The organism is Plantactinospora sp. KLBMP9567, from assembly GCF_033446045.1.
Lineage (GTDB): Bacteria > Actinomycetota > Actinomycetes > Mycobacteriales > Micromonosporaceae > Plantactinospora.
Genome location: NZ_JAWQRR010000022.1, coordinates 284,532 through 307,536 on the forward strand (window position 1 = coordinate 284,532; position 23,005 = coordinate 307,536).

General features: G+C 73.1%; 22 protein-coding genes and 1 pseudogene. 11 read left to right on the forward strand and 12 right to left on the reverse strand.

The window, feature by feature from the left end:
* Nucleotides 1-164: 164 nt before the first annotated feature.
* Together R6Y94_RS18945 and R6Y94_RS18950 are read left to right on the forward strand one after the other, a co-directional pair.
* Nucleotides 165-1,034 (forward strand): PAC2 family protein, encoded by an 870-nt coding sequence (locus R6Y94_RS18945; protein ID WP_318397196.1) that lies wholly within the window; start codon nt 165-167, stop codon nt 1,032-1,034.
* A 437-nt stretch (nt 1,035-1,471) separates the two neighbouring features.
* Complete coding sequence (locus R6Y94_RS18950; RefSeq protein ID WP_318397197.1) at nt 1,472-2,263, forward strand: GntR family transcriptional regulator; 792 nt, start codon at nt 1,472-1,474, stop codon at nt 2,261-2,263.
* 149 nt (nt 2,264-2,412) lie between these two features.
* Here R6Y94_RS18950 and mshC read toward each other — a convergent pair whose 3' ends face one another.
* From mshC to R6Y94_RS18980, 6 genes and pseudogenes are all read right to left on the reverse strand, one after another.
* Nucleotides 2,413-3,651 carry a cysteine--1-D-myo-inosityl 2-amino-2-deoxy-alpha-D-glucopyranoside ligase gene (gene mshC / locus R6Y94_RS18955; RefSeq protein ID WP_318397198.1) on the reverse strand — a complete coding sequence of 413 codons (1,239 nt, stop codon included), beginning with the start codon at nt 3,649-3,651 and terminating at the stop codon, nt 2,413-2,415.
* Nucleotides 3,652-3,890: 239 nt separating this feature from the next.
* Entirely contained in the window at nt 3,891-4,709 is an 819-nt protein-coding gene (locus tag R6Y94_RS18960) for an SCO1664 family protein (protein WP_318397199.1), read from the reverse strand.
* Between the two features lie 31 nt (nt 4,710-4,740).
* Nucleotides 4,741-5,316, reverse strand: a complete 576-nt coding sequence (locus R6Y94_RS18965; protein WP_318397200.1) for a DUF3090 domain-containing protein — start codon at nt 5,314-5,316, stop codon at nt 4,741-4,743.
* Nucleotides 5,317-5,559: 243 nt separating this feature from the next.
* Nucleotides 5,560-6,252, reverse strand: a pseudogene (locus tag R6Y94_RS18970) (histidine phosphatase family protein); the annotation flags it as partial.
* Nucleotides 6,253-6,373: 121 nt separating this feature from the next.
* Complete coding sequence (locus tag R6Y94_RS18975) at nt 6,374-7,207, reverse strand: undecaprenyl-diphosphate phosphatase (protein ID WP_318397202.1); 834 nt, start codon at nt 7,205-7,207, stop codon at nt 6,374-6,376.
* A gap of 157 nt (nt 7,208-7,364) precedes the next feature.
* Complete coding sequence (locus R6Y94_RS18980) at nt 7,365-8,417, reverse strand: LLM class F420-dependent oxidoreductase (RefSeq protein ID WP_318397203.1); 1,053 nt, start codon at nt 8,415-8,417, stop codon at nt 7,365-7,367.
* A 180-nt stretch (nt 8,418-8,597) separates the two neighbouring features.
* On the opposite strand from R6Y94_RS18980, the gene R6Y94_RS18985 reads away from it, so the two are divergent.
* Both R6Y94_RS18985 and R6Y94_RS18990 read left to right on the forward strand, forming a co-directional pair.
* A complete protein-coding gene (locus R6Y94_RS18985) occupies nt 8,598-9,569 on the forward strand; it encodes an aldo/keto reductase (protein WP_318397204.1) in 972 nt (323 codons plus the stop codon).
* A gap of 97 nt (nt 9,570-9,666) precedes the next feature.
* A complete protein-coding gene (locus R6Y94_RS18990; RefSeq protein WP_278061779.1) occupies nt 9,667-9,858 on the forward strand; it encodes a DUF5703 family protein in 192 nt (63 codons plus the stop codon).
* 52 nt (nt 9,859-9,910) lie between these two features.
* Here R6Y94_RS18990 and R6Y94_RS18995 read toward each other — a convergent pair whose 3' ends face one another.
* Both R6Y94_RS18995 and R6Y94_RS19000 read right to left on the reverse strand, forming a co-directional pair.
* A complete protein-coding gene (locus R6Y94_RS18995; RefSeq protein ID WP_318397205.1) occupies nt 9,911-10,579 on the reverse strand; it encodes a hypothetical protein in 669 nt (222 codons plus the stop codon).
* A 173-nt stretch (nt 10,580-10,752) separates the two neighbouring features.
* Nucleotides 10,753-12,081 carry a M20/M25/M40 family metallo-hydrolase gene (locus tag R6Y94_RS19000; RefSeq protein WP_318397206.1) on the reverse strand — a complete coding sequence of 443 codons (1,329 nt, stop codon included), beginning with the start codon at nt 12,079-12,081 and terminating at the stop codon, nt 10,753-10,755.
* 154 nt (nt 12,082-12,235) lie between these two features.
* Between R6Y94_RS19000 and R6Y94_RS19005 the strand changes: the two genes are divergently transcribed.
* The 3 genes from R6Y94_RS19005 to R6Y94_RS19015 all read left to right on the forward strand — a co-directional run bounded on the left by R6Y94_RS19005 (nt 12,236) and on the right by R6Y94_RS19015 (nt 14,734).
* The gene (locus tag R6Y94_RS19005) at nt 12,236-12,898 is read left to right on the forward strand and encodes a hemerythrin domain-containing protein (RefSeq protein WP_318397207.1); all 663 of its coding nucleotides are present in this window, start codon (nt 12,236-12,238) and stop codon (nt 12,896-12,898) included.
* An 83-nt stretch (nt 12,899-12,981) separates the two neighbouring features.
* Entirely contained in the window at nt 12,982-13,668 is a 687-nt protein-coding gene (locus R6Y94_RS19010; RefSeq protein ID WP_318397208.1) for a ThuA domain-containing protein, read from the forward strand.
* Between the two features lie 94 nt (nt 13,669-13,762).
* On the forward strand, nt 13,763-14,734 hold the full coding sequence (locus R6Y94_RS19015) for a LysR family transcriptional regulator (RefSeq protein ID WP_318397209.1): 972 nt from the start codon (nt 13,763-13,765) through the stop codon (nt 14,732-14,734).
* A gap of 205 nt (nt 14,735-14,939) precedes the next feature.
* On the opposite strand, the gene R6Y94_RS19020 is transcribed toward R6Y94_RS19015, so the two are convergent.
* A complete protein-coding gene (locus R6Y94_RS19020; RefSeq protein WP_318397210.1) occupies nt 14,940-16,208 on the reverse strand; it encodes an MFS transporter in 1,269 nt (422 codons plus the stop codon).
* 478 nt (nt 16,209-16,686) lie between these two features.
* Between R6Y94_RS19020 and R6Y94_RS19025 the strand changes: the two genes are divergently transcribed.
* On the forward strand, nt 16,687-18,180 hold the full coding sequence (locus R6Y94_RS19025) for a S1 family peptidase (RefSeq protein WP_318397211.1): 1,494 nt from the start codon (nt 16,687-16,689) through the stop codon (nt 18,178-18,180).
* Between the two features lie 149 nt (nt 18,181-18,329).
* A complete protein-coding gene (locus R6Y94_RS19030) occupies nt 18,330-18,566 on the forward strand; it encodes a hypothetical protein (RefSeq protein ID WP_318397212.1) in 237 nt (78 codons plus the stop codon).
* Between the two features lie 148 nt (nt 18,567-18,714).
* Here the strand turns inward: R6Y94_RS19030 and R6Y94_RS19035 are convergent, their stop codons facing one another.
* The 3 genes from R6Y94_RS19035 to R6Y94_RS19045 all read right to left on the reverse strand — a co-directional run bounded on the left by R6Y94_RS19035 (nt 18,715) and on the right by R6Y94_RS19045 (nt 21,988).
* Nucleotides 18,715-19,065, reverse strand: coding sequence for a DUF3140 domain-containing protein (locus R6Y94_RS19035; protein WP_318397213.1), 351 nt, complete (start codon nt 19,063-19,065; stop codon nt 18,715-18,717).
* Nucleotides 19,065-19,229, reverse strand: a complete 165-nt coding sequence (locus tag R6Y94_RS19040) for a hypothetical protein (protein ID WP_318397214.1) — start codon at nt 19,227-19,229, stop codon at nt 19,065-19,067. Before R6Y94_RS19040 ends, R6Y94_RS19035 begins: the two co-directional genes overlap by 1 nt.
* A gap of 185 nt (nt 19,230-19,414) precedes the next feature.
* Nucleotides 19,415-21,988 carry an ATP-dependent Clp protease ATP-binding subunit gene (locus R6Y94_RS19045; protein WP_318397215.1) on the reverse strand — a complete coding sequence of 858 codons (2,574 nt, stop codon included), beginning with the start codon at nt 21,986-21,988 and terminating at the stop codon, nt 19,415-19,417.
* A 112-nt stretch (nt 21,989-22,100) separates the two neighbouring features.
* On the opposite strand from R6Y94_RS19045, the gene R6Y94_RS19050 reads away from it, so the two are divergent.
* Together R6Y94_RS19050 and R6Y94_RS19055 are read left to right on the forward strand one after the other, a co-directional pair.
* The gene (locus R6Y94_RS19050) at nt 22,101-22,502 is read left to right on the forward strand and encodes a hypothetical protein (RefSeq protein ID WP_318397216.1); all 402 of its coding nucleotides are present in this window, start codon (nt 22,101-22,103) and stop codon (nt 22,500-22,502) included.
* Between the two features lie 240 nt (nt 22,503-22,742).
* Nucleotides 22,743-23,003, forward strand: coding sequence for a hypothetical protein (locus R6Y94_RS19055; protein ID WP_107259179.1), 261 nt, complete (start codon nt 22,743-22,745; stop codon nt 23,001-23,003).
* Nucleotides 23,004-23,005: the final 2 nt, after the last annotated feature.

The window sequence follows — 23,005 nt, forward strand, 5'->3', positions numbered from 1 at the left end:
CCCGGCGGCCGAGCCGGCGCGGCCGGCGGGCCGCATCCGAGTCAGGGACGTAGGCTGACGGACGTGAGGGACAACAGGGACGGCAGCACCAGGCACATCGCGGGCACGACCGGACGGCACCGGACCGCCCGGCTCGGCCGTGGCACGCACGCTGGGGGTAGGGCGTGACTGAGTTCGACGGGCTGCCCGTACTGCGCTCGCCGGTCGCGATCGCGGCCTTCGAGGGCTGGAACGACGCGGCCGACGCCTCCACCGCAGCGGTCGAACACCTCGAACAGGTGTGGCAGGCACGCCAGATCACCGAACTCGACCCCGAGGAGTTCTACGACTTCCAGGTGAGCCGACCGACGATCACGATGGCCGACGGCGAGACCCGCCGGGTCGAGTGGCCGACCACCCGGTTCATGCGGGCCAGCCCGGACGGTACCGACCGGGACGTGGTGCTGATCCGGGGCATCGAGCCGAGCATGCGCTGGCGCACTTTCTGCGAGCAGGTGCTGGAGCTCTGCCACAGCCTGGAGATCAACCGGATCGTGCTGCTCGGCGCGCTCCTGGCCGACGTGCCGTACACCCGACCACTGCCGATCAGCGGCAGCGCCTCGGACAAGGACGCCGCCGAGCGCTACCAGCTCACCCCGACCCGCTACGACGGCCCTACCGGGATCGTCGGTGTGCTGCACGACGCGGCCACCCGGGCCGAGGTCGACGCCGTGTCGTTCTGGGTGCACGTGCCGCACTACGCCAACAATCCGCCCTGCCCGAAGGCGACGCTGGCCCTGCTGCACCGGGTCGAGGAGGTGCTCGACCTGCCCGTCCCGATGTCGGACCTGGCCGAGGAGGCCGCCGAGTGGGAGCAGCGGGTCCGCACCGCCGCCGAGCAGGACGCCGAGCTCGGCGAATACGTCCGCGAGCTGGAGGAACGGGTCGGAGACGCCGGCATCCAGCCGCTGACCGGCGACGAGATCGCCCAGGAGTTCGAGAAGTACCTGCGCCGTCGCGGCGGCTCGGCCGGCCCCACCGCCGGCTCCTGGTAGACCCGGGTTGCCGCGCCGGCCGAGCAGCAGGGGCCGGCCGGCGGCCCGGCCACTCCGGCGTGCCTTTCTCAGACGGGTGACACCCGGCCGCGACACCGTCCCGCTTCCACCTGTGACGTCCCCGGCTGACCACCACACCCCGTGCCGCACCCCACCTACCCACCGCCCAGCCCCCGCTCCCGGCGCTACCGGATAGCTGCCACGTCGACCTGGACACCAGAGGCGCTACCGAGGGGTGGTGGCGCCTCTGGTGTCCAGGTGAGCAGCGGTGTGCCAGGAGAAAGCGCCGCAGACGGGTGTCGGCACTGACGATGGGCCGTCCCGAACAAGGGATTGGGTTTCGGTGGTTCACTGCCGTTCCGGTTGCCGGGCGCACACTCTGTACGGCATCCTAGGAACCTAGCGTTTTCTTGGCTCACGACCTGGACGGAGCAGCGGTGCAGATCAATCCGGGAGCGGCCGAGTTCCCCCACCGGCAGATCGCAACCCAGTTGCGGGCACGGATCCGGGCGGGTGACTGGGCGGCCGGTGAGCGGCTGCCGTCCATCCCGGCCATCGCCGAGATGTTCGGGGTGGCCAAGCAGACCGTGCAGCGCGCCATCGACCAGCTCCGGGTGGAGGGCGTACTGATCACCAAGCCGGGTTCCGGCACGTACGTCCGGGGTACCCGGCGCCGACTCAACCGCCTCTCCCGGGGCCGGTACGGCGGCCACCGGGGTTACCACGCCGACCTGGCCGCCCGGTACCGGCAGCAGTTGGTGCAGGTCGGCCGGGCACCGGCCCCACCCGAGGTGGCCGACGCGTTCGGGGTGCCGGACGGCACCGAGCTGATCGTCCGGCGGCACCTGGTGCGCACCGAGGAGGTGCCGGTGGAGGTCGGCGCCTCCTGGTTCCGCGCCGCCGACGCTGCCGGCACCAGCCTGGAGCGGATGGAGGCGTACGGCCGGCCGCTCTACCAGGAGGCCGAGGAGGTGATCGGCCGGCGCTACGTGTCGGCGACCGACCAGATCAGCGCCCGGCAGCCGAGCCGGGAGGAGGCGGAGATCCTCCAGATCCGGCCGGACACACCCGTGCTGCACCTGCTGCACGTCGCCTACGACGAAAGTCACCGGCCGATCGAGGTGGCCCAGGCGACCTGGCCCGGCCCGATGACCACGCTGACCGAGCGGTACCAGGTCCCCGGCCCGACGCCGGAGGCCGACCCGGACCCGGGACTGGTACTCGGCTGAGCGACGTCCCGAGGTCCCGTCCGGGCCGCGACAACGCCCCTCCCCGCCGGGGCCGACGGCGAGGAGGGGCGTCCGAGGCGCCTACAGCCGCTGGCGAGCAGGCCGCCGAGGGAACAGGCCCGGTGGCGGGTGAGCCCCTTCGAGGCCGGCTACAGCTTGATGCCGAGCAGGGCGTCCACGGTGGCGGCCATCAGGTCGGGCGCGGCCGGGTCGGCACCGGACCGGGCCAGCGCGGCATCCGCCCAACGGTCCACCAGGGCCAACGCGCCCGGCGTGTCCAGGTCGTCGGCGAGCCGCTCGCGTACCCCGGCCAGCAGGTCCGGGCCGGCGGGCCCGGACGGCGCCGCGGCGGCCTCCCGCCACCGGGCCAGCCGCTTCGTGCCCTCCTTGAGCAGGTCGTCGGTCCACTCCCGGTCGCTGCGGTAGTGGCCGGCGAGCAGCGCCAGCCGGACCGCCATCGGGTCCACGTGGTCGGCCCGGAGCCGGGAGACGAAGACCAGGTTCCCCTTCGACTTCGACATCTTCTCGCCGTCCAGGCCGATCATCCCGGCGTGTACGTAGTGCCCGGCGAACGGCTCCGCCCCGGTCAGCCGCTCGGCGTGCGCCGCGGAACACTCGTGGTGCGGAAAGAGCAGGTCGTTGCCGCCACCCTGGACGTCGATGGTGTCCCCGAGCAGCGCCATCGCGATCACCGCGCACTCGATGTGCCAGCCCGGCCGGCCGGGGCCGAGCGGGCCGCCTTCCCAGGCCGGCTCGCTGTCCCGGGCACCACGCCAGAGCAGCGGGTCGAGCGGGTCCCGCTTGCCGGCCCGGTCCGGATCCCCGCCCCGCTCGGCGAAGTAGCCGAGCATCTCCTCCCGGGAGAGGTTGGACTCGTAACCGAACCGGGGCGCGGCGGAGACGTCGAAGTAGACGTCCCCGGTGCCGTCGTCGAGCCGGTACGCCGCATCGTCGTCCAGCAGCGCCCGAACCTTCTCCGCGATCGCCGGGATCGACTCGACGGCGCCGACGTAGTAGGCGGGCGGGATCATCCGCAGCGCCTCCATGTCCTCCCGGAACAGCGCGGTCTCCCGCATCGCCAGAACCACCCAGTCCTCGCCGTCCCGCTCGGCGCGCTCCAGCAGCGGATCGTCGATGTCGGTGACGTTCTGCACGTAGCTGACCGGATGGCCGCCGTCCCGCCACACCCGCTGTACGACGTCGAAGGCGATCATCGTGGCGGCGTGCCCCAGATGGGTCGCGTCGTACGGGGTGATCCCGCAGACGTACATCGTCGCCGGCCCGGAGGGGCGGGTCGGGTGCACGCCGCGGCGCGCCGAGTCGTACAGAGCGAGCCGCGGTCCCCTGCCCGGCAGCCGCGGAATCTCGTGACCCATCCAGGTTTCCATGGTCACCAGCCTAGTCAGCCGGGCGGACTCGAACCCCGGCCCGGCGGGCGGGGTGATCAGATCGACAGGACCGCCCGGACGGCCGGAGCGGGCCTGCTACGGCACCGCCCAACGGTGATCACGGCAGCGGCCGGCGGCGGCCGGCACTGCCCAGCGGCGATCACGGCGGCGGCCGAAGACGGGCCGGCAGCGGCCGAAGTCGGGCCGGCGGCGATCACGGCCGCGGCCGGAGACGGGGCTCAGATCGGCGGCCAGGGCATGGCCGGCCACTCCTCGGACGGCTCCGGAAACCGGGCCGTCGCCAGCAGCCGGTCGACCCGGCGGGCCAGCGCGGCGACCTCGCCGACCGTCAGGTGCTCGGCCAGGCACTCCCCCAGCGGGCCGGTCAGCTCCCGGGCCAGCCCGGTCAGCATCTCCAGCGCGTCCGGCGGCAGGTCCCGCCGGGACCAGCCCCAGAGCACCGTCCGAAGCTTGTCCTCGAAGTGGAAGCAGACCCCGTGGTCGACGCCGTAGATCCGGTCGTCCGGCCCGACGAGCACGTGCCCGCCCTTGCGGTCCGCGTTGTTGATCACTGCATCGAGAATGGCGAGCCGGGCGAGCCGGGGGTCGTCGGCGTGCGCGAGGGCGTACGGGGCGCCGTCGTCGTCACGGGCGGCCGCGACCCGGAACCACCGGGCCGGCAGGCTCCGGGCCGGTACGAACCCGACCAGCGGCTCGGCCTGCTCCGGCTCGTCGATCCAGAGCTGGCAGGCGCCGGGGCCGAGCGGGCCGTCCCGGAGCACCGTCGGCGGGACCAGGTCCCACCCGGTGGCCCGGGACACCAGGTAGGCGGAGACCTCCCGACCGGCCAGGGTGCCGTCGGGAAAGTCCCAGAGCGGACGCTCACCCCGGATCGGCTTGTAGACGCAGCGGGCGGTGACCCCGTCCAGGGTCAGGGACCCGCGCAGGGTCGTGTTGGAGGCGTCGACCAACCGACCCTCCAGCTCGAATTCGCCCCCCTGCAGGAGGCGCAGGGCGTCGCCCTCGTCCAGCACGGGCCGCAGTTCGGAGGAGGTCACCGGGCCGGTCCCGGTCGCAGGAGTGCGACGGTCACCGGTGGTAGCCGTTGTGTCGGGGACAGAGGTGCCCGGCCGGGTCCAGCGGCTGGCCGCAGAGCGGGCACGGCGGCCGGCCCGCCGCCACCACCCGCCGGGCCCGCTCGATGAACTCGCGGGTCGCCTGTGGGGTCAACCGGACCCGCAGCCGGTCGAGGTCGTCGTCCGGCTCCTCGTCCTCCTCGTCGACCTCTTCCTCGCCGCCGAGCTCGACCTCCGCCTCGGCCTCCCCGGCGGCGATCGCCTCGATCACCACCGTGGCGGTGTCGACGTCGAAGGCCAGGCCGAGGGTGCCGACCCGGAACTCCTCGTCGACCGGCGTGTCCAGCGGCTCGTTGTCCGAGGTGACCGGGGGCGGCTCGGGCAGCTCGACACCGAACCGCCGGTGCGCCTCGGTCAGCAGCTCCTCCAGCTTCTCGGCCAGCAGCGAGACCTGGACCTTCTCCAGCGCGACGCTGACCAGCCGGCCTCCGCCGCGCGCCTGGAGGAAGAACGTCCGCTCACCCGGCGGACCCACAGTTCCGGCGACGAACCGCTCGGGCGGCTCGAATGCGTGCACCTGGTGGGTCATACCCACGACCCTATCCGGCCGGATACCATACCGTGCAGCCCACCGACCCGAATCACCGTACGCCCCGATCCGGTCGCGGCGGGCCACCGTTCAGGCCGATCCGACCGGGCCGGGCGATCACCGTTTCCGCCCGTCGGCCGCGCCCGCCCCGGTGCCGGGCACCCCCAGCCCACCGGCCGCACCCGAGGAGACCGCCCGGGAGCGGGTGGCGGCACCGTCCGGGGACGCCGACCCGGCGCCGGCCGCGCCCACGCCGCCGCCGACCGCCGCGTCCGAGGAGACCGCCCGGGAGCGGCGGCGGCGGGTGGGGGGCGGCGGGACCAGACTGGTCAGGTCGCCGCCGGTGTCGTTGAGCCGCAACACGAAGGGGCGGACCGGGGTGTAGCGGATTCCGGTCACCGAGCCCGGATCCGCCACGATCCGCTGGAACTGGTCCAGATGTACGCCCATCGCGTCCGCCACGATCGCCTTGATCACGTCACCGTGGCTGCACGCCAGCCAGACTGCCTCGGGCCCGTGCTCGGCGGTGATCCGGGCGTCCCAGCGGCGTACCGCCTCGACCGCCCGGGCCGCCATCCCGGCCATCGACTCCCCGTCCGGAAAGATCGCGGCGCTCGGGTGCTGCTGCACCACCTGCCACAGTGGATCCTTGGCCAGCTTCTTCAGCGGCTGGCCCTGCCAGGCGCCGTAGTCGCACTCGATCAGCCCCTCCTCGACCACCGGTACGGCGTCGGGCAGCGCCAGCTCCAGGGTCTGCCGGCAGCGGATCAGCGGGCTGGTCACCACCGCCGCCAGCGGGATCGCCCGGAGCCGGCCGCCCACCGCGGCCGCCTGGGCCCGGCCGGTCTCGTCGAGTTCGACGGGTTGCCGTCCGGCCAGGCCGCCGTCGGCGTTCGCCGTGGTCCGGCCGTGCCGGAGGAGCAGAAGGGTTGCCACGACCACACCCTACGTTCCGGCCGTCGGGCCGCCGGCGCGAGCCGGCGGGTCGACCGGGCGGCGCCCGCCGATCCACACCGAGCAGGCGCCGCGCGGCGGGCGACCCGTGGGCGTGCGGGGGTCAGGTCGCGCTGATCGTGCCGGTCAGCAGCAGCGCCAGGACCAGGCTGCCCAGCGCCACCCGGTAGAGCACGAAGACGTAGAGGGTGTGATGTGCGACATAGCGCAGCAGCCAGGCGATGGCGGCGTAGCCGACCCCGAAGGCGATCACCGTGGCCACGATCATCTGCGCCGGGCTCGGGATCGACCCGCCACCGCTGGTGTCGAAGACGTCCGGCACGCTGAACAGCCCGGACATCACCACCGCCGGAATGGCCAGCAGGAACGAGTACCGGGCCGCCGCCTCGCGGGTCAGGTTGAGGAAGAGCCCTGCGGTCAGCGTGCCGCCGGACCGGGACACCCCGGGGATCAGCGCCATCGCCTGGGCGAAGCCCATCACGATGCCGTCCCGGAGGGTGAAGTTCTCCAGTCGACGGGTCTGCCGGCCCCAGTACTCGGCGAAGGCCAGCACGAACGCGAAGACGATCAACGTGGTGGCGACCAGCCACAGGTTCCGGGCGGCGGTGCGGATCTGGTCCTTCAACAGGAAACCGAATACGCCGATCGGGATCGAGCCGATGATCACGTACCAGCCCATCCGGTAGTCGAGACTCGACCGGACCGACTTGTCCCAGATCCCGATCACCCAGACCCGGGTGATCCGCCAGATGTCCTTGGCGAAGTAGAGCAGCACGGCGGCCTCGGTGCCGAGCTGGGTGACCGCGGTGAACGACGCCCCGGCGTCCTGGTCGAAGAAGATCGCCGAGGTGATCCGCAGATGACCGGACGAACTCACCGGCAGGAACTCGGTGAGACCCTGGACGATGCCCAGGACGATTGCCTCGATCCAGCTCACCCGCGCACCCCGCTCATCGCCGTACCCCGCCCGTCGCCCGCCGGCCTTCGGTGTCCCCGCCCGCTCACTGAACCCTTTTCCACGTCCCCTTGCGGTCCGCTGGACCGCAGGATCGGACGCCGTGCGTGAGCGCCACGCGGTTCAGGTCGAAAAAGGTTCACTCGCCGACCCCGGCGAGATCCAGCGCCTCGGCGCAGGTACGCAGGGTCTGGATGCCGCTGTCCGCGTCGGCGACGAAGAGGGTCAGCGAGAGCGTGGTGACCCCGGCCGCCGCGTACTCGCGCATCCGGTCGGCGATCCGCTCCTTGGGGCCGAGCAGGGACGTCCGGTCGATGAACTCCAGTGGTACGGCCGCGGCCGCGTCGCGCTGCCGTTTGGCCAGGTAGAGGTCCTGCACCTCGCGGGCGGCGTCGCCGTAGCCCATCCGGGTGGCAAGCTGGTTGTAGAAGTTCTGCTCCCGGCTGCCCATCCCGCCGACGTAGAGCGCGGCGTACCAGCGGACCAGCTCGGCGCAGTTGGCGACGTCGTCGCCGACCACCACCGGCACGCTGGGCACCACGTCGAAGCCGGCGAGTTCCTTGCCGGCCCTGGCCCGGCCGGCGGCGACGGTGCCGAGCTGTTCGGCGGCGAAGTCCGGGGCGAAGAAGATCGCCAGCCAGCCGTCGGCGATCTCACCGGCGAGTTCGAGGTTCTTCGGGCCGACCGCGGCCAGGTAGATCGGGATCTCCTCGCGGGGCGGGTGGAAGCCGAGCCGGAGCGCCTTGCCGGGGCCGTCCGGCAGTGGCAGGCGGTAGTGCGTGCCGTCGTACTCCACCGGTTTGCGGGCGATGGCCAGCTTGACGATGTCGACGTACTCCCGGGTCCGGGCCAGCGGCTTGGCGAACCGCACCCCGTGCCAGCCCTCGGAGACCTGCGGGCCGGAGACGCCGAGTCCGAGCCGGAACCGGCCGCCGGAGACCGCGTCGATGGTGGCGGCGGTCATCGCGGTGGCCGCCGGGCTGCGGGCCGGGATCTGCATCACTGCCGAGCCGACGTCGATCCGCTCGGTCTGGCCGGCCAGCCAGGCCAGCATGCTGGGCGAGTCCGAGCCGTACGCCTCCGCGGCCCAGACCACCGAATAGCCGAGCCGATCCGCCTCCCGGGCGAGGGCCAGATGGTCCGCCGGAGTGCTCCACGCAGTCTGGTATCCGAGGCTGAGCCCGAGTCGCACTGGTTCTTCTCCCCCACCTATCCGCAAGTCGCATCAGGGTACGCAATGACCCCCGAACGTCCTCCGCTGACCCGCCGATGCCGGACCCGTGCCCGGACGTCGGCTTTGTACCGGTCGACCCGGAGCGGGATGGTGGGAGCGAGGATATCGGCGGAGCGATGTTCTGAATAAGGTTCAACCATGCAACAGCGACCGCTCGGCCGAAGCGGGCTGGCGGTTTCCCGGCTCGCGCTCGGCACCATGACCTGGGGTCGGGACACCGATGCGGACGACGCTGCCGCCCAACTCAAGAGTTACCTGGACGCCGGGGGCAACCTCGTCGACACGGCCGACGTCTACGGCGACGGTGACGCCGAGGCGGTGATCGGCTCGCTGCTCGGCACCCTGGTGCCCCGCGACGACCTGCTGATCGCCACCAAGGCGGGGCTGCGACCGGGTGCCGGCCGCCGCCGGGACACCTCGCGGGGCCATCTGCTGCGCACCCTGGACGCCTCACTGCGCCGGCTCGGCACGGACCACGTCGACCTGTGGCAGGTGCACGGCTACGACCCGGCCACCCCGCTGGAGGAGACGCTGGCCGCGCTGGACCACGCGGTGCACAGCGGCCGGGTCCGGTACGTCGGCGTCTCCAACTTCTCCGGCTGGCAGACCGCACAGGCCGCCACCTGGCAGGCCGCCTTTCCCGGCCGGGCCCCGGTGGTCGCCGCCCAGGTGGAGTACTCGCTCCTGGAACGCGGCATCGAACGGGAGCTGCTGCCCGCCTGCGAGGGGCTCGGACTCGGCGTACTGCCCTGGTCGCCGCTGGGGCGCGGGGTGCTGACCGGGAAGTACCGGCACGGCCGCCCGGCCGACTCCCGGGCCGCCTCGGCGCACTTCGAACCCTTCGTCGCCCGCTATCTGGAGCCGCGCTGCTCCAGCATCGTGGAGGCGGTGGCCACCGCGGCCGGTGGTCTCGGGGTGTCGCCGCTGGAGGTAGCGCTGGCCTGGGTACGGGACCGGCCGGGCGTGGTCGCCCCGATCCTCGGCGCCCGCACCGTCGGTCAACTGCTCGGCGCGCTCCAGGTGGAGCGGATGACGATGCCGCTGGAGATCACCCGGGCCCTCGACGACGTCTCGGCCGTCCCGGTCGGCTATCCGGAACGGGACAGCTGACCCCGAAAGCGGACAGCCGCCCCCGGAGGCGGACACCTCGTGGCTCACCCCGGGGAAGGACTGGTGTCGCCCCGCGGGCGTGGGCAGGATAGAGGACATGGACTACGAATACGCGCCATTGCGGTTACCGCCGAATGTCGACCGGATGACCGCGATGGCGCAACTGGCTATCCAAGCCGAGTTCTCCGGCTGGGAGCTGGCCCGGGTGCGACTGTTCCGTGACGGTACGCGGCAGGTGGTGCTGCGGCGTCGCGTGGTCAACCAGTCGCAACCGGGCCTCTCCTACTGAACCTTTTTCAACCTGAACCGCGCGGCGCTCACACCGCGTCCGACCGACCCTCCTACCGGGCCCGCTCGGACTCCTCGTCGGCGTCCGACAGGAACGGGTGCTCGTCCAGCCGACCGACGAGCCGGTCGTCGGCCCCCGGCGTGAACGGTCCGCTGCTGTCCTCGTCGTCGAAGGACTCCAGGTCGAGCGGGACGGACACCTCGCTGACCATCACGACACCGTCCAGCGGCTCCAGCTCCGGGATGTCCAGGGCGCCGAGCGACCCGTCCCCGGTCTGCAGCAGCTCCAGCACCGCCTCGCCGACACCCTCCACCGCCGGCGCCTCCTCCTCGTCCGGTACGGCGGCCCGCCGGGCGGCCTGGGCCACCCGGAGCAGGGCGGCGACGCTCGGCACCCGGTAGTCGCGCCGATGGCGTACGGAGAGGACCAGCGGGTGCGGGTCGCTCGGCTCGGAGCCGTCGGCACCGCCCAGGCCCACCCCGAAGCGCTCGTCCGCCTCGTCCGGGTCGATCGCCTCCACGTCCCACGGCGTGACCTCGCCGAAGGCGTCGAGCAGTTGCTCGTCGTACTCGTACGACGCGTTGTTGAGCTCGACGTACGCCTGCCAGACGGCATCGTCGTCGATCCGGCCCTCGGCGGCCCGGACGGCGGCGAGGTGCGCCCGGGCGGTCTCGATGACCCGTTCCAGGGCGGCGTCCAGCTCGGCGTGCTGGTCGGTCATGGTGTGGCCTGTCCCTTCGCTGCGATGTCGCCAGCCCGCCGACCGCGGCGCGGGCGGGAATTCGATGCGCCGACGCGGGCCGGGATTGACGGACCGAGAATAGGTGGAACCGGAAGTAGATGGATCAACCGGGGAACCGTAGACGAGTGCCGCCGGATGTGCCAGGCGGGCGGTCAGCTCTGCCGCAGGAACCGGTCGAGCACCCGCACGCCGAACTGTAGTCCGTCGACCGGCACCCGCTCGTCGATGCCGTGGAAGAGCGCGGAAAAGTTCAGGTCGGCCGGCAGCCGCAGCGGCGCGAAGCCGAAGCATCGGATGCCGAGCTTGGCGAACGCCTTGGCGTCGGTGCCGCCGGAGAGCATGTACGGCACCGGCCGGGCGCCCGGGTCCTCGGCCCGCAGCGCCGCCGCCATCGCGTCCACCAGGTCGCCGTCGAAGCTGGTCTCGAGCGCCGGCTGCCGCTGGACGTGCTCGATCTCGATGTCCGGCCCGATCACCTCGCGTAGCTGCTCCATCAGCAGCTCGGACTGGCCGGGCAGGCTCCGGCAGTCGATGGTGGCGCTGGCCCGGCTGGGGATCACGTTGTCCTTGTAGCCGGCGGCCAGCCGGGTCGGGTTGGCGGTGTTCCGGATCGTCGCGCCGATCAGGTTGGCGATCGGCCCCAGCTTGGCGATCGCCAACTCCGGGTCGTTCGGGTCGAGGTCGATGCCGAGTGCCTCGGAGACCTGCTCCAGGAAGGCCCGCACGGTCGGGGTGACCACGATCGGGAAGCGGTGCCGGCCGACCCGGCCCACCGCCTCGGCCAGCGCGGTAACGGCGTTGTCATCGTGCACCATGGAGCCGTGCCCGGGGCGGCCCCGGGCGTGCAGCCGCAGCCACTCCAGGCCCTTCTCGGCGGTCTCGATGAGATAGAGCCGCAGGTCCGGGCTGACCGTGTAGGAGAAGCCGCCCACCTCGCCGATCGCCTCGGTGGCGCCCTCCAGCAGCTCGGGGTGCCGGTCGACCAGGAAGTGCGCGCCGTACTCGCCACCGGCCTCCTCGTCGGCGGTGAAGGCCAGCACCAGGTCACGGGGTGGGCGTACCCCGGTGCGCTGCCAGTCGCGGACCACCGCGAGCACCATCGCGTCGAAGTCCTTCATGTCGATGGCGCCCCGGCCCCAGAGGTAGCCGTCGGCGATCTCGCCGGAGAACGGGTGCACCGACCACTCGCCCGCGTCGGCCGGTACGACGTCCAGGTGCCCGTGCACCAGCAGCGCTCCCCGGCCCGGGTCGGTGCCGGGGATCCGGGCGACCAGGCTGGTCCGGCCGGGGGCGGACTCGCGAAGCTGCGACTCCACGCCGACCTCGGCGAGCTTGGCCGCCACGTACTCCGCGGCGACCCGTTCACCGACGGTGGTCTCGGGGTCCCCGGTGTTGCTGCTGTCGATCCGGAGCAGGTCCCGGCACAGGTCGACGACCTCGTCGGCGGCGCTCGGGTGGGTGGACGCGGGCTGGCTACTCATGCGGTTCTTCATACCAGCCGAGCGGCCTGGTGCGTCCCGCCCCCACCCGGTGTCGGGTTTCGCCATCTGGACCGGAGGGTACCTGCGGATGTCCGCGGAGCAGCGCCGGTCGATGGACCGGCCGGATCGGCGGACCACAGTGAGGAGGCCAATCGTGAGCGTGCCACTGCCGCCGCTGCCCCCGACCGGTGACGACGAGGACTACCGTCCCGGCGGACGCAGCATGGTGGACCTGCTCGCCGAGGAGCACGACCAGATCGTGGCGCTCTGCGGCGAGCTGACCGACGACACCGCACCGGAGCGGCGCAGCCAGGTCGCCGAGGTGCTGACCGCGACCGTCGCCCGGCACCTCTCCGGCGAGGAGCAGTACCTCTACCCGACCGTGCGAAGTGCGCTGCCCGAGGGTGGGCCGCTGGCCGACCGGGAGATCGCGGCGGACGACGACATGTTGCGTACGCTGCGGGAACTCGCGCAGGTCACGCCGACCGAGCCGCGCTTCGCCGAACTCGCCGAAGAGGTCACCGGACAGCTCCGCCGGCACGCGTCGACCGCCTCGACGGAGATCTTCCCCGCGCTGCGGGCAGCGGCCAGTGACGCCGACCTGATCCGGCTCGGCAACCGGGTGGAGATCGCCGAGGAGGCCGCGCCGACCCGGCCGCACCCGGACGCCCCGGCGACACCGCCGTGGAACCGGCTGGTCGAACCCGCGCTGGGGGTGGTCGACAAGGTACGCGACGCGGTGAGCGGCCGGCCGACCTATGTCGACGACCTGACGCCGCCGTCGCCGAACGCGGCGACTCCGCCGGCGGCGACCTGAACGGCGGCGGGATGACATGATCCTGCTCGGCCCGGTGCGGACCCGCGCCGGGCCGAGGTGCGTTGCGGGACGGAGGTTTGGCGGTGCGAGACGCGCTGGTGGTACGGGGTGGTTGGGAGGGACATGTCCCGGTGGCCGCGACGGAGTTGTTCCTCCCGTTCCTCCGGGACGCGGGTTTCAGGATCGAGGTCCACGATGACCTGGCCGTGTATGCCGACCCGGACCGGATGGCCGCCGCCGACCTGGTGGTGCAGTGCTGGTCGATCGGGACGATCAGCGACGAGCAGGCGGCCGGACTGGTCGCGGCGGTCCGGGCCGGGACCGGGTTCGCCGGCTGGCACGGCGGGATCGTCGGCGCCTTCCACCACAACGCGTACCACCAGCTCACCGGCGGGGTCTTCGTGCACCATCCGCCGGGCTTCCTCGACCACGAGCTGACGGTGCTGCCGGAGCGGGCCGACCACCCGATCGTCCGGGACATCGGGGCGGTACGGCTGCACACCGAGAAGTACTGGGTGTTGACCGACCCGCTCAACGAGGTACTCGCGACGGTGACCTTCGACCCGGAACCGGCGGTGCGGGAGGGGGCCGGGGCGGCCGAGCGTACGCCGTGGGACCGGTCGGTCACCCTGCCGGCGGTGTGGACCAGGTCCTGGGGTGCCGGGCGGGTCTTCGTCTCGACGGTCGGCCACAAGCTCGACGACCTGACCCTGCCGGCGATCCGGACGATCACCGAACGGGGGCTGCTCTGGGCCGCCCGTCAGATTTAGGTGTCCGTTCGGTCGCAGTTTGGGTTTCCTTTGGCGGATCTTTCACTAGTCAAAGGTCTAGCCGTGAATCCCTTTCGGGTCCTACCGTCACGCTATGAACCTGGAGCTGCGGCACCTCAAGGTGGTCTGCGCGATCGCGGAGACGGGCAGCGTGACGAAGGCGGCCTCGACTCTGGGCCTGGCACAGCCCGCGCTCACCGCACAGCTCCAGCGCATCGAGCGGACTCTCGGCGGCCCGCTGTTCGAGCGGGACCGACGCGGCGCCCGACCGACCGCGCTGGGCGAGCTGGTGCTGGCCCGGGCTCGGGTGCTGCTGCCCGCGATGAAGGGGTTGCAGGACGAGGCGGCCCGGCTGGCCGGTACCGGCACCACGATGACCCGGTTCCGGTTCGGCGGGGTGAACAGTCCGATCCTCGGTGGACTGGTGCACCGGCTCGCCGCCGACCAGCCGCACGCGCAGATCAGCACGCACGCCTCGTGGTCCGTGGACGAGCTGGCCCAGATGGTACTCAGCGGCCGGCTCGACTTCGTGCTCTCCGGGGTCTGCGGGGACGCCGTACCGTCGGCGGAGTTCGGGCTGACCTGGCGGGCCGTGGCGGTGGACGCGGTCTTCGTGCTGCTGCCGGAGGCACATCCGCTGGCCGCGCACGACGAGGTGCACCTGGCGGCGCTCGCCGCGGAACGCTGGGCGGCGGCGCCCGGCGACGGCTGCTTCGCCGACTGCTTCGTGGCGGCCTGCGCCCGGGCCGGCTTCACCCCGGCGAAGATCTACGAGACCGACATCCGTAGCTGCATCGACCTGGTCGAGGCGGGTGAGGCGATCGCGCTCGCCCAGGCCACCTTCCGACCGGTCTCCGGGCTGGTCACCCGGCCGCTTGCGCACACGCCACTGCGTTGGCGGCTGCTGCTCGGCTGGCACCCGGACGCCCCGGCGGCCGGCATCGCCGACCGGGTGCTCGGGCACGCCATCGCCGCGTACACCGACTCGCTGTCCCGCAACCCGAACTACCTCGCCTGGTTGGCCCGGAACCCGAACTTCGGCCCGCAGGACCTGGCCGCCGCCTGACCGCCGCCCGGCTCCTTCCGGCCCGGCTGCCACTTTGTGGCGGTCGGCGGTTGACCCGGAAGCTCTCCGCGCTGTCCGGTGCGGCAAGCACCGCGGTTTTCCGCCCGGCCGACCACTTCTCGCCCGAACGGCACCACCACCCCGTCGGCCGCCGGGATCGGCCGGTCCGGCGGCCCGGTCAGCCGGCGGCCACCGATCCGCACGGTCAACCGGCGGCCACCCGTCCGGCCCGGTCAGCGGCGGCGACCTGTCGGGCCAGCCGCCACCAGATCGCGAGCTGGCCGATCGCCAGGACGACGGCGAACGGCAGCAGGGTCCACACCCCGACCCCCTGGGCGATGGCGCCGGCCAGCCAGGGGAAGACCGCCCCGCCGATCACCGACACCCCGTTCAGCACGCCGATCGCGGTCGGCACCAGCCGGCTGGCCGTCAACCGGGGCACCATCGCCATCGCGGTCGGGAAGAGCGGCCCGAGGAAGAACCCGAGCAGCACCAGCGCGACGCTGGCCACCGCCGCGACCGGCACCGCCCAGCCGAGTACGGCGCTGACAATGACCCCGACCAGGCAGCCGGCGCTGGTGGCGGCCGGGGTCAGGCCGGCCCGGGTGGCCAGCGGGCTGATCAGGAAGCGTCCGGCGGTCAGGCCCAGCCAGTAGCCGCTGACCGCGTAGCCGGCCAGTACCTCCGACTGGTCGTAGCCGCCGACCAGCAGGCTGAAGCCCCAGTTGCCGACGCTGATCTCGAGTCCGACGTAGACGGCGAGGAACACCGCCGCCAGCACCACCGCCGGCTGCCGCAGCGCCGCGACCAGCAGCCCGCCGTTGCCGGGTCGGCCGGCCGCATCCGCAGCGCCGGGCGGCGGAGCGTCGACCGCCGCAGCGCCGCCGGCGGCGGCGGGGCCGCCGGAGTCCGGGCCGCGACGTTTCGGGTACGCCAGCAGGAAGCCGACGACCAGTGGCAGGCCGGCCAGGGCGAGTACCAGCCAGACCGCCGTCCAGGGCAGCGAGCGGAGCATCCAGGCGGCCAGGGCGGGTGCCAGCAGTGCACCGACGCCGAAGAACGCGTGCAGCCGGTTCAGCAGGGTCGTCGCCCCGGTCAGTTCGCTGAGGTGGGCGTTGAGCACCGACTCCAGTACCCCGATGCCGTAGCCGGCCACCACCTGCACCGCCACCAACGCCAGGAACGGCGGGCGGAGCGCCGTGTAGAGGCTGGCGAGGACGAAGGCGCCGCCGCCGACCGCCAGCGCGGCCCGGGTGCCGAGGCGGTCGATCAGGCCGCCGGTGGTGATCCCGGCCAGCAGGAAGCCGGCGGAGAAGGTGAAGAAGGTGATCCCGATGGTGGCCTTGTCCACCCCGTAGTCGTCGATCTGGGCCGGCAGCAGCACCCCGCCTACCCCGGCGCTCAGGCCGACCAGGACGAACGCGGCGTACGCCAGCAGGACCACCGGCCGCCGGGCGGGTCGGGTGACGGACAACTGGGCTCCTCGCCGACGGTGCGGTGTGCGGTGGTGATCGACGGGTCGACCGGGCGCCCAAGATTACGAGGTGCCGGCGCGGCGCGGAAGGGTCCGTACGGCCGGCTGGCGGGGGCGGTATGAGCTAGGCGGGATATACCTCGGTCGATCGTGGCCGGTTACCTTAACCATGCCCTGCCCGACCCAGAACCGCTGGTACCGAGGCGACCGTCGACATCGCCACGGCCCGCGGGGCTGACCCCCGGTCGGCGGGGCACCGGCCACCGTGCGCCGTCCGGTTCCGGGCCGGACGGCGCACGGGCCGATCGACCCGGCCGTCCATCCCCCGCCGCTGCGGGCCGCCGCCCTGCTGCTGCCCGCGGCTCGACCGCTCCCGGGCCACTCGCCGCCGCCTCCCTGCCCCCGGGACAGGGGCTGGCCGATGCCGGCTGCCGGTTCCGTTCCCCCACCGAACTTCCGTTCCGTAAGGAGACTCCGGATGAAGCGAAGACTCGCCACGCTGGCAGCGGTGACCCTGCTGCCGGTGGGCATCCTCGGCACCGTGGCCCCACCCGCCGCCGCGGCGCCCGACAACGGCACCCCGGACCGGGCCCCGGCCAGCGCCGAGGCCGCCACCACTGAGATGCTCACCGCGATGCAGCGGGACCTCGGGCTCACCGCCGCGCAGGCCCGGACCAGGATCAGCCGGGACGACCAGGCCAGCCGGGCCGACGCCGGGCTGCGCAAGTCGCTCGGCCGGGCGTACGCGGGTGGCTGGATCACGCCCGCCGGTGAACTGGTGGTGGCGGTCACCGACCGCGCCCAGGCCGCCCGGGTGACCACCGCCGGTGCCCAGCCGAGGCTGGTCGCCCGCGACGCCGCCCAGCTCGACGGGGTCAAGTCCGGGCTGGACCGGGCCGCCGCCAAGGCACCGGCCCGCTCGGTACCCGGCTGGTACGTCGACGCGCCCACCAACAGCGTCGTGGTGCTGGCCAGCGGCGGTACGGCGGCCGCCACCGCGTTCGTCGCGGCCAGCGGGGTGGACGCCGCGGCGGTACGGGTCGTCGCCACCACCGAGGCGCCCCGGCTCTACTACGACGTCCGGGGTGGCGACGCCTACTACATGGGCGGCCGCTGCTCGGTCGGCTTCTCCGTCACCGGCGGTTTCGTCACGGCCGGGCACTGCGGCCGGACCGGTACCGCCACCCAGGGCTACAACCAGGTCGCCCAGGGCACCTTCCGGGGCTCGTCCTTCCCGGGCAACGACTACGCCTGGGTGCAGACCAACACCAACTGGACCCCGCAGCCGTGGGTCAACGACTACGCGGGCGGCAACGTGACGGTCGCCGGCTCCACCGAGTCCGCGGTCGGCGCGGCGATCTGCCGGTCCGGCTCGACCACCGGCTGGCGGTGCGGCACGGTGCAGGCGAAGAACCAGACCGTCAACTACGCGGAGGGCTCGGTCAGCGGCCTGACCCGGACCAACGCCTGCGCCGAGCCGGGTGACTCGGGCGGCTCGTGGCTCTCCGGTCAGCAGGCCCAGGGCGTCACCTCCGGCGGGTCGGGCAACTGCTCGTCCGGCGGCACCACCTACTTCCAGCCGGTCAACGAGATCCTCTCGGTGTACGGGCTGACCCTGCGTACCAGCGGGGGCGGGCCCGGTGAGCCGCCGCCGACCGGTATCTGCACCGGCTACGCCAGCACCTTCAGCGGCTCGCTGGCCGCCGGCGGGGTGCAGTACCAGCCGAACGGCAGCTACTACCAGACGACCCGGTCCGGCACCCACCGCGGCTGCCTCGACGGACCGTCCGGAGTGGACTTCGACCTCTACCTGCAACGCTGGAACGGCAGCTCCTGGGTGACCGTCGCCCAGGGCATCTCGGCCGGGCCGGACGAGACGACCTCGTACAGCGGAGCGGCCGGGTACTACCGGTACGCCGTCGACGCGTACAGCGGGTCGGGCAGCTACACCCTGGGCGCCACCGCGCCCTGACCGGCGGGCCGGTTCCGCCGCCCGGCGTACCCGCCTCGACCGCACCGGGCTCCCCGCGCGCGCCAGGCGGGGAGCCCGGCGGCGCGGCCGGTGCAGGTACCTCGACGCCGACCGGTGCGAACCGGCCGGAAGCGGGTACCGGTACCGGCATGACCGACATGATCCCGCCCGAGGACGACCGGGAGACGGTACGCCGGCTCGCCGCCGCGCACACCGCCGCCTCCCGGGACGTCGAGGCGTTCCTGCGCCGGGTACCGGCGCTGCCGAGCCCCGAGGACATCGCCGAGTACGCGGCGCTGCTGGCCCGGGAGGAGGCGCTGCGCACCGAACGAACCGACGCGGCCGACACCGCCGGGCTGAACGTCCCGAGCATCGGCGGCGCCTGAACCGACCCGGTCCGACCCCGGTCGCGGCGAGGGCGCGCGGACGGGTCGGAACGGCGTCCACGGCGGCACCGCGAGTCGACAGCGGCACCACGGCTCGACGGCGCCGCCACGGCTCGATCGCGGCACCGCGGCTCGACGGCGCCGCCGGCTACCGCTCGATCAGCGGGTCGTGGCCGAGGTCGAGCAGGGCCCGCCGCCACTCCTCGTCGGTCGCGCCGGCGGGTGGCCGGGTGTCGATCAGGTCCTGGATCTCGGCGACCGTCTCCCGCATGAGCTGGATGTCGCCGTCGGTCAGGTCGACCTTGCGCTTGCCCAGGACGGCGAGGATCTGCCGGCCCGGCTCCGGCAGCCCGAGATCCGGGTCGGCGCCGAACGCCTGCTCGCCGGAGCCCTGGGTGAGCAGCCAGTTGCGGAGCTGCTCGGAGGTGACGTTGACGCGGCTGTGGAAGTCCTGCCACAACTGCTCCACCTCCGGTTCCACCCGTTGCTGTCGGGCCATCACGCCTCCTCCGCCGGCGGCGACTCGGGCCGGGCCGGCTCCTCCTCGGTACGGTTCCGGTTCCGCTGCGGTGGCCGGGGGCGCGCCGGGCCGGTGGCGGCCGGCGGCCGCAGCACGGCGTCGGTCTTCGCGCTCTTCTCGCGGTTCTCCTCGGGCTGGCTCACGCCGCTCTCCTCCTCTCGCCCCGGCTCCCACCGGGCGGGTCGTACCGGCAGATCCGGTTCTGCGGCGGTCCCCGCGCGCCCGACGCGCGGGGACCCCGGACTCCCGGCCAGCGGGCGCGCTCCCCGACCGGGCCCGCCGGTCCGTAACGTCCGCGGCCCGGCGGGACCACCGGGCGGCTGTCGGCTCATCGCCCGTGCGTGGCGGTGGCCGGGCTGCGCCCGCCGGGCCGCTCCCCGGCCGACACGTCGAAGGTCAACTCGCCGTCCCGGGCGCCGACCGTGACCCGCTGCCTCGGTGCCACGGTCCCGTCCAGCAGCATCCGGGAGAGCCGGTTGTCGATCTCCCGCTGGATCGTCCGGCGCAGCGGGCGGGCGCCGAACTGCGGCTCGTAGCCGTGCTCGGCGATCCAGTCCACCCCCTCGGCGGTGAACTCGACCTCGATGTCCTGGGCGCGGAGCCGACGGCGGGTCTCGTCCAGCAGCAGCTCGGTGATCTGCCGGAGCTGCTCCGTCTCCAGCCGGCGGAAGACGATCACCTCGTCGATCCGGTTCAGGAACTCGGGGCGGAACTGCTCCTGCAACCGGCGCATCAGCCGGTCCCGCAGCTCGCTGTTCTCCTCCTCGGCGGGGTTGCCCGCACCGCCGCCGAAGCCGACGCTGCGCTGGGCACCGGTGATCAGCTCGGAGCCGAGGTTACTGGTCATGATCAGTACGCTGTTCCGGAAGTTCACCGTCCGGCCCTGGCTGTCGGTGAGCCGCCCGTCGTCGAGTACCTGCAACAGGATGTTGAAGACGTCCGGGTGCGCCTTTTCGATCTCGTCGAGCAGCACCACCGCGTACGGGCGGCGCCGGACCGCCTCGGTGAGCTGCCCCGCCTCCTCGTACCCGACGTAGCCGGGCGGGGCGCCGACCAGCCGGCTCACCGTGTGCCGCTCCTGGAACTCGCTCATGTCCAGCCGGACCATCCGGTCCTGGTCGCCGAAGAGCGCCTCGGCCAGTGCCCGGGCCAGCTCGGTCTTACCCACCCCGGTCGGGCCGAGGAAGAGGAAGCTGCCCATCGGCCGGTCCGGGTCGGCCAGCCCGGTACGGGACCTCCGTACCGCCTCGGCGACCGCGCTGACCGCGTCGTCCTGGCCGACCACCCGCTCGTGCAGGTACCCCTCCAACCGCAGCAGCCGGTCCCGCTCCTCCTCGGTGAGCTGGCTGACCGGGATCCCGGTGGCCCGGGAGACCACCTCGGCGATCTCCTGCGTCCCCACCTCGGGGACCGCCGGCTGGTCGCCGTTGCCGCTCGCCACGTGCAGCCGCTCGCGCACCTCGTGCAGCCGGTCGCGCAGCTCGGAGGCGCGCTCGTACTGCTCGTCGGCGACGGCCTGGTCCTTCTCCCGGCGCACCTCCTCCAGTTCCTGCTCCAGTTCCCGCACGTCGCCGGCGGGCGTCCGGGTGCGCAGCCGTACCCGAGCCCCGGCCTGGTCGATCAGGTCGATCGCCTTGTCCGGCAGGAACCGGTCGGTGACGTACCGGTCGGAGAGTTCGGCGGCGGCGACCAGTGCCTCGTCGGTGAACCGGACCTGGTGGTGCGCCTCGTAACGGTCCCGCAGCCCGCGCAGGATGGCGACGGTGTCGTCCACTGTGGGCTCCGGTACCAGCACCGGCTGGAACCGCCGGGCCAGCGCGGCGTCCTTCTCGATGTTGCGGCGGTACTCGTTCAGCGTGGTGGCGCCGATCACCCGCATGTCGCCGCGGGCCAGCGCCGGTTTGAGCATGTTGCCGGCGTCCATCCCGCCCTCGGCGCCGGCACCGCCCGCGCCGACCAGGGTGTGCAGCTCGTCGAGAAAGATGATCAACTCGTCGCCGTGCGCCCGGATCTCGTCGATCACCTTCTTCAGCCGCTCCTCGAAGTCGCCCCGGTAGCGGGTGCCGGCGACCAGGCGGGCGAGGTCGAGCTGCACCACCCGCTTGCCGATCAGCGTCTGCGGCACGTCCCCGTCGCAGATCCGCTCGGCGAGTCCCTCGACGATCGCGGTCTTGCCCACTCCGGCCTCGCCGATCAGCACCGGGTTGTTCTTGGTACGCCGGGACAGGATCTCCACCGCCTGCTCGATCTCGTCCATCCGGCCGATCACCGGGTCGATCCCGTCGGCCTGGGCCAGGTCGGTGAGGTCCTGGCCGTACTGGTCGAGGGTCGGGGTGCCCCGGTCCGGTTTGGCGCCGCCGTTGCCGCCACCGCCGCTGGCGCTGGCCGCCTGCAACGACTGCGGCTGGATCCGGCCCGCCGCCAGCATCCGGCCGGCCGGCGACTCCGGGTTCAGCGGCAGGGCCATCAGGATGTGCTCCGGCCCGATGTAGGAGGCGCCCATCGCTCGGGAGAGCTGGTGCGCGTCGAGCAGCGCCCGCTTGGCCGCCGGGGTGAGCGACATGTTGGACGGCACCTGGCCGTGCTTGGCCGGCCGGTCCACCCGCCGCTCGCCGCCGAGCGCGCCGAGCAGCGCCTCCGGGTCGGCGCCGGCCCGGCTGATCAGGTCCCGCAGCGGTTCCCGTTGCAGGGCCGCCCAGAGCAGGTGGTCGGTGTCCAGGTCACTGCTGTTCGCCTGGGCCGCCCGGCGCGCCGCATCCGCGAGCATCTCCCGGGCGTCCGCGGTCATCAGCCTGGTGATGTCCACCCGCTGCCCCTGCCGGCGGCTCTCTCCCCGGCCGAAGTACCGGGCGAGGAACTCGTCCCACGGATCGGGGCCGAAGTCGCCGGGTCCCTGCGTCATCTCTCGTCCCCCTCACGGGCGCGGGCACTGGCGTCACCTCGGCTACCCGGCGGAAGGCCCGACAAACGCGCCGTAACCACAGGCCGGGCGGGTGGGATGGCAGGCTGGGCGGATGGTCGCCGAACCTCTCCTCGTCGTGGACGCCGCCAACGTGGTGGGGTCCCGCCCGGACGGCTGGTGGCGGGACCGCGCCGGGGCCACCGCACGGTTGCGGGACCGGCTGGCTCGCCTCGCCCGGCTCGGCCTGCCCGGGCTGGCCCCGCCGGTCGAGATGGTGCTGGTGGTGGAGGGCGCGGCCCGCCGGGTGGAGCCGGCCGAGGGCGTCCGGGTGGTGGCGGCGGAGCGCTCCGGCGACGACGCCATCGTGGGCCTGGTCGAGGCGGAGGGTGCCGGCCGGAGCTGCCTGGTGGTCACCGCCGACCGGGCGCTCCGGGCCCGTGTCACCGCCCTCGGCGCAGAGGTACGCGGACCACGCTGGCTCACCGAGCCACTGGACCGGGTGCCGGAGAACTGACCCCGACAGCCTGGAAGTTGCAGGACTGAGCTGGACTTGGCCGGCTGCCGCCAGACAACTGTCGGAGATCCGACTGAGTATTCGTACGGTGGCACAAAGTGGGAGGAAGCCTGCCGTACGGCCGGCGTCGCCGGGATCACCTGGGAACGGACAGCCGGGCAGCAAACGCCCAGGGCGCCGCAGAGCGCCGATCGGGATAAGCTCTAATTAGAGCCCTCCCCGCCCCCAGGAGGTTTCGTCGTGGCGAGTGTCGCCGAGCTGAAAGCGGCCATCGATGCCGCACTCCAGCAGATCGGCGACGGCCAGGCCGCGGTGCAGGCCGCCAGCGACAAGCTCGCCGAGGCGCAGCAGACCCTGGCCGGGGCGCTGGAGGGAAGTGGACACTCCACTGTCGACGCCGCGCAGGCGTCGCTCTCGCAGGCCGCCCAGGAGTTGGAGGAGTGCCTCGCCGCGACGCTCGCCGCCGTCGAACACGCCCAGCTCTACGTCTCGACGCTGTAGAG

Excerpts from the sequence above, each read along its gene's own strand:
- R6Y94_RS19050 (WP_318397216.1), top strand. The coding sequence starts at position 22,101 with ATGGTCGCCGAACCTCTCCTCGTCGTGGACGCCGCCAACGTGGTGGGG.
- R6Y94_RS18995 (WP_318397205.1), bottom strand. The coding sequence starts at position 10,579 with ATGACCGACCAGCACGCCGAGCTGGACGCCGCCCTGGAACGGGTCATC.
- mshC (WP_318397198.1), bottom strand. The coding sequence starts at position 3,651 with ATGGAAACCTGGATGGGTCACGAGATTCCGCGGCTGCCGGGCAGGGGA.
- R6Y94_RS19045 (WP_318397215.1), bottom strand. The coding sequence starts at position 21,988 with ATGACGCAGGGACCCGGCGACTTCGGCCCCGATCCGTGGGACGAGTTC.
- R6Y94_RS19000 (WP_318397206.1), bottom strand. The coding sequence starts at position 12,081 with ATGAGTAGCCAGCCCGCGTCCACCCACCCGAGCGCCGCCGACGAGGTC.
- R6Y94_RS19030 (WP_318397212.1), top strand. The coding sequence starts at position 18,330 with ATGACCGACATGATCCCGCCCGAGGACGACCGGGAGACGGTACGCCGG.
- R6Y94_RS18990 (WP_278061779.1), top strand. The coding sequence starts at position 9,667 with ATGGACTACGAATACGCGCCATTGCGGTTACCGCCGAATGTCGACCGG.
- R6Y94_RS19035 (WP_318397213.1), bottom strand. The coding sequence starts at position 19,065 with ATGGCCCGACAGCAACGGGTGGAACCGGAGGTGGAGCAGTTGTGGCAG.
- R6Y94_RS19015 (WP_318397209.1), top strand. The coding sequence starts at position 13,763 with ATGAACCTGGAGCTGCGGCACCTCAAGGTGGTCTGCGCGATCGCGGAG.
- R6Y94_RS18965 (WP_318397200.1), bottom strand. The coding sequence starts at position 5,316 with ATGACCCACCAGGTGCACGCATTCGAGCCGCCCGAGCGGTTCGTCGCC.
- R6Y94_RS19025 (WP_318397211.1), top strand. The coding sequence starts at position 16,687 with ATGAAGCGAAGACTCGCCACGCTGGCAGCGGTGACCCTGCTGCCGGTG.
- R6Y94_RS18985 (WP_318397204.1), top strand. The coding sequence starts at position 8,598 with ATGCAACAGCGACCGCTCGGCCGAAGCGGGCTGGCGGTTTCCCGGCTC.